A 9,003-nucleotide genomic window follows, 5' to 3' on the forward strand; every position below is an offset into this window, starting at 1 on the left:
AGGTCAGGTCGGCCAACCTGTTCTGGATGAGGCCGAAGGCGTACACCATGGGATTCAGCCAGAACCAGGCGAGCAGCGCCACGTCGAGCAGATGGGCGGTGTCGCGGTAACGCACGTTGAGCGCGCTGACCAGCAGGGACAGCGCCACGGTGAAGGTGAGGGCGACGGCTCCGGCCGGGACGAGCAGCAGCAGCTCGGGGCCGAGCAGGCTGTAGCCGAGCGCGAGGATCACCACGAACAGGACCAGCAGTTGCAGCAGGAAGTGCACCGCGGCGAAGCCGACCGCCGACAGGGGGAGCACGGCGAGGGGAAAGCGGACCTTCTTGACGAGGTTCGCGTTCGCCACGACGCTGCCGCAGGACGCGGACACGCTGCCCGAGAAGGCGTTCCAGACGAGCAGCCCGGACATCAGGTAAATACCGAAGCGGGGGATTCCTGATTTCAGCACGATCTGGAACACGAAGGTATACACGACGAGAAGGAGCATCGGGTTCGCCAGCGACCAGGCGAATCCCAGCGTCGACCCCTTGTACTTGACCTTGAGATCCTTGCGGATGAGATTGCGCAGCAGTTCCCAGCGCACCCTCGTCTGGGCCCGGCTGCGACGGGCCAGCCGGCTCACGTCCAGCGCGTGATGGTGCTCCGGCCCGGGCGGCCCGGTCTGCGGCTCCGGGGCGGACGGAGCCACCGGCGCCCCCGCCGGCAGCGCGGCGTCAGCCAGATGGGACACGGCACGCCCTCCCCGTCTCCCGAACGCGCGGGTACCGCTCGCCGCCATGGCGCGACTGGAGCTGCACCTGTCCGCTCCTCCTCGACACTTCGGCTCGACACTCTGGCTCGACGCTTAGGGGACCTGAACACTACCGAGACCGAGGCGCCCCTGGTTCGTCCCACGTCCAAGCGGGTTCCGCGACCCGACCGACCGTCTTTTCCGGCTACCGAGAGTATCGCCCTGCTTGCGGACGAATAGTCAATGATGTCTAGGGTCGAACTGGCCCGCTTCTCGTCAGAATCGGACGGTACCGTGCCATCGCCGGGCGGGCGACGCCACCCACTCCGGTGGCCGACGGCCAGAGCACGGTTCATAGTATTGATCCGTCCATCTGGCTTCGGCCGGCCGAGGCCGCGCGGGAGAATCCCGACGCACGCCGGCCGTCGTGGCTGACCCGGCGGAGGCGGTCGTAACCGGCCGCATGGAGCGGTCGTAACCGGCCGCACGGAGAGGACGGTCGTGTTCACCGACGTCCGGCTACGCGAAGTGTGGTCGCACCTGGAGTCGGGCGGGGCACAGGCCCTGACTCTGGATGTCTTCGACACCCTCCTGTGGCGCATGGTGCCAGAGCCCGCCCATGCCTTCGTGCTGTTGGGCCGGCGGCTCGCGGACGCGGGCCACCTGCCCGCCAGCGTCTCCCCGGGCGAGTTCGCCCGGCTGCGGGTCCACGCCGAGCAGCTGGCCCGCCTGCACGCCGAGGCCACCCGCGGTACCCATGAGGTGCGGCTGGACGAGATCTGGCAGCTGCTGCTGCCGGCGCTACCCGGTGCCCCCGGCGTCCAGGACCTCCTGGACGCAGAGGTCGCGGTCGAACGCGAGCTCTGCCGCGCCGACCTCGCCGTGGTGGAGCTCGCCGAGCTCGCCATGACGAAGCTCGGCCTGCCGGTCTACCTGCTGTCCGACACGTACTTCTCGGCCGGCCAGCTCGAACGGCTGCTGAACCGGCCGGAGCTGGCCGGCGTGCCCTTCACCCACATCTTCACCTCCTCCGACGCAGGGACGTCGAAGAGTGACGGGCTGTTCCAGCACATGCTCGCCGCGTCGAACCTGCAGCCGTCCCGGGTCGTGCACCTTGGCGACCACCCCGTCGCCGACGTCGAGGGCGCCCGCGAGCACGGGCTTGTCGCCATCCATTACCCGAAGTACTCCGGGACGCTGGAGCAGACCCTTGAGCTCGAGGGTCTGCGTAAGGCGCCGAGCGACGACCTCCCGATCGACCCGGTGGACGGCGACTACGGGATGACCGCGTTGCGAGCCCGGTCACTGCACCGTGCCGACGCCCTCGCGGTCCCCGCGGGGCTGCGCCGGTACTGGGAAGCCGGCGCGACGGTCTTCGGGCCGGTCTTCACCGGTTTCGCGGAGTGGGCTGTGGAACGGGCCCGTGACTTCGGCGCCGACCACATCCACTGCCTGATGCGGGAGGGCGACTTCCTTTCCCGCCTGCTCGTCGGTCCCGGCGAGGATGTCGGGATCACCATTTCGACGCTGTGGGCGTCGCGGCAGGTGTGCGCGCTGGCCAACGTCTTCGAGGGCAACCCCGAGGAGCTCAGGAGCTTCCTGGTCCGTCGGCACGCGCCGAGTGTGGGGCAGTTGCTGCGCCAGCTCGGGGTCCGGCTGGAGAACGTCGCCGGCATCTCGGCGCTGGCCGACCGCCGCCTCGACGTGCCCGGCCTGCTCGACGACACCCTCGAGGCGCTCTGTTCCGATGAGCGGATCCGCAGCGAGATCGTGCTGACCGCGTCCCGCCTGCGTGAGCGTTACGTGCGCTACCTCGACAGCCAGCTACCCGAGAGCGGCCGGGTCGTCTTCCTCGACCTGGGCTGGGGCGGGACGATCCAGGCGCTGCTCACCCGGCTGCTCGCCTCCACCGGCCGCGGGCTGGACATCCTCGGCCTGTACCTGGCTACGAACCAGGCGGCGATGACGCACCGGTTGGCCGGTCTGGAGCTGGAGGGATATGTTGCGACAAGTGGTCAGCCCGAGACCCTGGCGAACCAGCTCATGCGTAGCCCCGAGGTACTCGAGCAGCTTTGCATGCCCGACGTCGGGTCACTGGTCTCCTTCGACGAGATGGGTAATCCGGTGCTCAGCATCGACCGGACCTCGCGGACGCAGGTCGCCCAGCGAGCCGCCGTCCAGGACGGCGTCCTGGCCTTCCAGCGGGAATGGCTGCGTTACCGGCGCTCGGAGACCCCGATGCCGTCGCTGGCCTGCGCCGGGGCGCGCCAGGCGGGGCTGCGGACGCTGACCCGCTTCGTCGCCCGGCCGACCGCGGTGGAGGCCGCGGCCTTCGGTGCCTGGGCGCACGACGACAACTTCGGCTCCGACGCCACCGAGGGCCTGCTGCCGCCGGAGCTGGTCCGCCGGATGCCGTATCTCACCCCGGCCGACATCGACCGGATCTCCATGCGCGAGCTTTACTGGCCCGCCGGGGTGGCCGGGGTCGCGAACCGGCCGCTGGCCGTGATCAGCGGGCTGGCCGCCGCCGCGGGCATCCCGCCGGAGGAGGTCTCGCCCGAGGCCGCGGCGGGGCCCGTGGAGGTCTACGTCGACACGGGCGGGGACTTCGTCAACGGTCCGAAGGAGACGGCGGTCACCCGGTCGGCCCGCGACGGCCTGTCGATCGTCCGGCTCAGCCTGGAGGCGGTCGGGGTACGCCGGATCCGCATCGACCCGGCGGGTCGGCGCGGTCTGCTCCGCCTGGACTGGCTGACGCTGTCCTTTCATATCAACAACACCCCAGAGCCGGACAAGATAACCATCACCTCGCTGGACGATCCCGCCCAGCAGCTCGCCCTCCTCGGCTGCCGGCTGCTCCAGCCGAACCTGGTGGAGATCACCGGGGACGACCCACAGTTCGTCTACACGATCGACCTCGCCACACAGCCGCAGCTCGCCGGGGTCTACGCCCTCGACGTCGAGCTGGCGTTCGGCTGGATGGGCATCCGGGGTGATCCGCTGGCCCTGCCCGCGGCGGAGCCCGCCCGAGACGGTCTGCCGCTGCGGGCGGCACGCAAGATCCGGCGCGAGCTCGGGGGATCGCGGTGACGGACCACCCGGACTCAGAGCGCAGCGAGGTTCGGGACAGTTTCGCCGAGCTCGCCGCCGTCGCCGCCGGGATGGACGCCGGAACGGACCTCGAGGCCCGACCGGGCAGCGGACCGGGCACCGGACCGGGCACGGCGCTTACCCGGCCGGGCGATCACGCCGTCGAGGTCGGGGACGCCGCCGAACCCACGCTGGCGCCCCTGCTCCTGCACTCCCTGTCCGATCTGCGCGAGATCTGGGTGCCGCTGCTGGAGGCGTCCGGGGCGCGCAGCATCGCGGAGATCGGTTCCGAGAGCGGGGTCACCACCTCGCTCCTCGTCGACCTGCTGCGCCGTGGCGGTGGCGGGCGGTTAGTGGTCATCGATCCCGAGCCCGGGGTGTCGCCGGCCTCCGGGGGGGGCCTCGATGTGCACGTGATCCGGGGGCACAGCCCGCAGGCGCTCGACGGCCACGCGCCGACCGACGCCTACCTCATCGACGGGGACCACAACTACGCCACCGTGCACGGCGAGCTCACCGAGATCGACCGAGCGGTCACCTTGTTCGGCCGGTCCTACTTTCCCCTGGTGATCCTGCACGACGTCGGCTGGCCGGCCGGCCGGCGCGACCAGTATTACAACCCCGACCGCATTCCCGAGGGGGCCCGGCAGCCGCACTCGTGGGACGTCGGTGTCGAGATCGACAACAGGGAGACCGTTCCCGGGGGATTTCGGGGCATGGGAGCCTTCGCCTGGGCGCTGACCGAGGGCGGTCCGCGTAACGGGGTGCGCACGGCCGTCGAGGACTTCGTCGCGGACCACCCTGACCTGCGTTTCTTCACGGTGGCACCGATCTTCGGGTTGGGCGTGGTGATCGACCGGCGGGCTCCCTGGGCGCGTCGCGTCGCCGACCTGCTCATTCCGTGGGTGTCCAACCGGCTGCTTTCCCGCCTGGAGCGCAACCGCATCGACCTCTACCTGCACGTCCTGCGGTTGCAGGACACCGCGGCGGCGGTCGCCCGGGCGCGGCAGCGGGAGTGGGCGCGCCTGGACGACGAGCGCAGCCGGCTCGCGGCCATCGAGCTCGAGCACCTGCACCGCATCGCCCAGCTTGAGCAGGAGGTCGCCGAGCTCCGCCGGCGCGAGCAGGAACGCGAGGAGCGGTGGGCCCAGAGCCACTGGGCGGCCGCGGACGTCGACGAGCCCAAGCTGATGCAGGTCGCGCGGATCGCGAACTCGGTGCTGCGGTCCCGGCTGAGCACCACCGGACAGGACCGCCTGGCGAGGGTGCAGACGCGGATCGCCGATGCCGGCGCGGGTCGCGGCGCCCTGCCCGCGCTGCGCCGTCGCTCGGCCACCCCGGTGCCACCCCCGCCGGCAGCGGCGCCGCCGGGCACGCGGCGACCGCCCTCGGACCGGACCTCGGGTGGTCAGCAGACCGGTTGGTAGGGCACGTCTGAGATGTGGCGCTGCCATTCGGCATCGGTGATCTGCTTCGACGGGTCGGCGCACGCGGCGGCGATCAGGTCGGCGTCACCGATCCGGCTGATGCGCACGGTGTAGTCGTCGCTTGCCGTGGCGATGCCGTGGCTGTCTGGTGTCCACGCCAGGGCCTGCACCCAGTCCCCGTGCCCGGTGATGGTGCCGATCGCCGGCGGCCGGCCCGGTTCGGTGACATCCCACAGGTGTACCGTGGTGTCCCAGCCCGCGGTGGCCAGGGTCCTGCCGTCCGGGCTGAACGCCACGTCGAACACCCATTTCTCGTCGGCCGGGAAGGAAGCGGTGGCCGCCGGCCGAGACGGATTGGTGATGTCCCAGATTCGGGCCGTACCGTCATAGGCGCCCGTGGCGAGGCGCCGGCCGTCCGGGCTGAAGGCGACCGCCCACACGTAGTCGGTGTGCGCGGTGATGGCCGCGAGCGGTCGCGGCCGGCGCGGATCGGTGACGTCCCACAGCCGGGCCGTCCGGTCGGCGCTGGCGGTCGCCAACAGGTGACCATTCGGGCTGAACGCGACCTCGTTCACCCAACTGGTGTGGCGGTCGAGCACGGACAGTTGACTGGGGCGGCGCGGATCGGTGACGTCCCACAGCCGGGCCGTGTTGTCATAGCCCGAGGTGGCGAGGACCTTCCCGTCCGGGCTGAACGCGGCGTCGAGTACCCAGCCGTTGTGTCCGAGGATGACGGAGAGTTCGACGGGGTGGCGCGGATCGCCGAGGTCCCACAGGATCACCGACCGGTCGTAGCTGACCGTGGCGAGCAGCCGTCCATCCGGGCTGAACGCCGCGTCGAGCGTCCACGAGGTGTGCCTGGCCAGGGTGGCGAGCTTCACCGGATGGGAACGTGCGGAGATGTCCCACAGCTGGACGAGGTTGTCGGCACCGGTCGAGGCCAGCAGGCGCCCGTCCCGGCTGGTGTCCACACCGAGCGCCGACTGCGTGTGCCCGTCGAGCACCGTCGCCGTCGCGGCGGCGAAGGAGGTGCGCAGGGCGGCGCGGGCCTCCCGCACCGGGCTGATGCGGTAGGCCGCCAGGGACAGCCGGGCGGCCAGGTCCGCATCGGAGTTGCGGACGGCCTCGGCGGCCAGAGCGACGCGAGCGGCCGTCTCCTCCCGGCTCGGCCGCCGGTCACTGCCGGTGGTGAGCGCGAATGGTATGAGGGCCGCGATGAGCAGGACCGCGAGGAGCGGGGCGGCCAGCAGCGCGACGCGGCGCCAGTTCCGTCGGCCGCGGTCCCGTGCCGACGGGTCGACGGGCGGCCCGGCGCCGACCGACCCGCTTGAGGCAGACCCGCCCGGGGCAGACATCTGTCCGGGCGCGCAGCGGTCCGGGTCGGTCCGCTGCGGGGGCGCGGGCATCGACACCCCGGCACGGATGACGCGGGTCACCTCCGGGTCGGGATGCGTGGTCGGACCCATTCCGACCAGACGCAGGAACAGCTCCTGGGCACTCGGCCGGGTGGCCGGGTCCTTGCGCATGGCCTCTTCGACGATCGGCCGCAGGGCTGGAGCGAGACCGTCGAGCAGTGGTTCGCGGTGTACGACGCGGTAGAGCTGCACCGGCGTCGGCCCGTCCCCGAAGGGGAAGGAACCGGTGCCCGCATAGGTCACCAGGCCACCCCACGCGAAGATGTCCGCCGCCGCCGTCACCGGCTCGCCGTTGGCCTGCTCCGGGGCCATGAACGCCGGTGTACCGATCCGCTGGATCTCCTGGCTGATCATCGTCGGGGCGTCCAGCGCCCGGGCGATGCCGAAGTCGATGACGCGGGGACCCAAGGCCGAGAGCAGCACGTTGGACGGCTTGAGATCACGGTGTACGAGGCCGGCGCCGTGGATGGCGGTCAGCGCCGCGGCCACGCTGACCGCGACGCGCTCCAGGTCGGCCGACCGCAGCGGGCCGTCCGCGGCCACCGTCTGGGCGAGGGTGAGGCCGTCGATGTACTCGGTGACGAGGTAGGGCCGCCCGTCCGGCGGATCGACGACGCCGAGTACCTCGGCGGTGCAGAAGCGGGCGACCCGGCGCGCGATGTCGGCCTCCCGGCGGAACCGGGCCCGGAACTCGGGCACCCGGGCCAGGTCGGGCCGAATGACCTTGACCGCGACGAGCCGGCCGGCGTGCTCGGCGACGTCCGGCCTGCCCCGCCCGAGGAAGACGGTCCCCATCCCGCCCTCACCGAGGCGTCCCAGCAGCGTGAACTGGCCCAGTTCGGTCGGGTCGCCGCTGTCGAGGGGCTCGATGGACGGCCCCGTCAGACCGCTGCCGCCCACCGGGCCGAAGTCCGGCGCCGAGGATGTCCCCCGTCCCGACCGGGCGGCGGGTCCGGAGGGCGTCTCGGGTCCCACGGGGTTCGCTTCGGAGGCGGGGTCGGGTCGAGCGGGCGATGCGGACGGGGGCGCCACCGTCCCCGCGTTGCCCGTCTCCCGCTTGCGGCGCAAGACCCCTCCCGAACCGAGATGGTTGACATCGCGGATCCTATGCGCCTCGGAATCACCATCCGAGGCCCCCGAGCCCCGATGCGCAGCGCCGCCGTGGCCGGTTGCGCCTTGTCCGAGGCCCAGGATTCAGTGTTACTCTCCGTAAGAGAACACGCACGATGGCCGGATGGTTTCCGGTTCCTTGTCGGCGATGCCGGATCAGGGGGAGCGCGGATGCCCCGCGGCGGAGGGGCCCTGGCCGGTGGGCTCCGGGCCCGAGCCGGTGACCGCCTTCGAGCCGGTGGTGGCATCCGGCGCGCCGGCGGTCCGCGGCCGTTCCGGCGGCAGGTGCGACGGATACGGCGCGAGGGGTGGAGCCGGCCGCTGTCCCGTCGATGGCGACCGTCCCCTGGACGAGGACGGAGGCTGAGCGGGGGCCCCGCCGACGGAGCGGGTGGCCGGACCGCCGGTGACAAGGACCCCGATGCAGCAGGCCAGGGCTGCCACGGCGAGGACGCACACCGCGCCGGCAAGCCACGTCAGGGCGCCCTGCGACCATGGGGCCCACGCCGCCATCGCGTCCCACGCGTCGCTGAGGTCGCCGCCCGTGGGTCGCCAGAAGTGCGGAAACACCATCGAGATCGCCCAGGCCTGCAGGGTGGTCGCGCCGGCCAGGAAGAGCAGCGGCATGATCCGGGAGAGATGACGGCCGGTCGCCGCCGCACCCATCCCGACCCCGATCGCCAGCGACGCCAGGCCCGCGTACAGGTAGCGGCCGGAGATCCCGCTGACGTGGAAGTACCTGTCGAAGTTCTTCGCGGACTGCAGGGTCATCAGGCCGAACAGCGCCCAGGTGGGCCAGAGCAGGAACAGCAGGTCCACCCGGATGCGTCCGGTCCGGGCCCGGATGAGGGCGAGGGCGAAGAAAACGATGACGACGGCGGTGCCCGTGCGCACCGGGACCGTCGTCAGGTTGACCTCGAACCATCCGAAGGATCCCCACCAGCGCAGGATCGTCCCGTTGATCAGCAGCTCGGTGTAGGCACCCCAGTCGTCGCCCAGATACTGGCCGAGCGGGAATCCCGGCGTCTCCGGTTGGAAGGTGCCGTAACGGATGATGTTGACGATCCACCACCAGCCGCCGAGCGCGATCGCCAGCGCGCCACCAAGCAGCAGCTGGCGCCAGGGCACGCGAAGCGCGGAGGCGGGTGGTCCCGCGGGTCCGGCCTCGGCGAGCAGGAAGGGCTCCGTCCCGGTGGGGTGCGGGCCGGTTGTGCGGGGGCCGGTGGGGTAA

4 protein-coding genes and 1 pseudogene are annotated in these 9,003 nt (G+C 71.7%); 2 read left to right on the forward strand and 3 right to left on the reverse strand.

All coding sequences use genetic code 11. The features are described 5' to 3' along the window. The coding region (locus AC08OO_RS18825) for an ABC transporter permease (RefSeq protein ID WP_476618824.1) at positions 1 to 628 on the reverse strand (628 nt) is incomplete at its 3' end. Between the two features lie 603 nt (positions 629 to 1,231). Here AC08OO_RS18825 and AC08OO_RS18830 point away from each other — a divergent pair. Beyond that, positions 1,232 to 3,820, forward strand: a complete 2,589-nt coding sequence (locus AC08OO_RS18830) for an HAD family hydrolase (protein ID WP_476611040.1) — start codon at positions 1,232 to 1,234, stop codon at positions 3,818 to 3,820. Beyond that, complete coding sequence (locus AC08OO_RS18835) at positions 3,817 to 5,247, forward strand: class I SAM-dependent methyltransferase (protein ID WP_476611039.1); 1,431 nt, start codon at positions 3,817 to 3,819, stop codon at positions 5,245 to 5,247. Before AC08OO_RS18830 ends, AC08OO_RS18835 begins: the two co-directional genes overlap by 4 nt. On the opposite strand, the gene AC08OO_RS18840 is transcribed toward AC08OO_RS18835, so the two are convergent. Both AC08OO_RS18840 and AC08OO_RS18845 read right to left on the reverse strand, forming a co-directional pair. Then, the gene (locus tag AC08OO_RS18840; RefSeq protein WP_476611038.1) at positions 5,229 to 7,637 is read right to left on the reverse strand and encodes a WD40 repeat domain-containing serine/threonine protein kinase; all 2,409 of its coding nucleotides are present in this window, start codon (positions 7,635 to 7,637) and stop codon (positions 5,229 to 5,231) included. The two genes, AC08OO_RS18835 and AC08OO_RS18840, sit on opposite strands and share 19 nt — an antisense overlap. A 291-nt stretch (positions 7,638 to 7,928) precedes the next feature. Continuing rightward, positions 7,929 to 9,003: pseudogene (locus tag AC08OO_RS18845) on the reverse strand (hypothetical protein); the annotation flags it as partial.

This window comes from Frankia sp. CeCAU1, assembly GCF_977971845.1.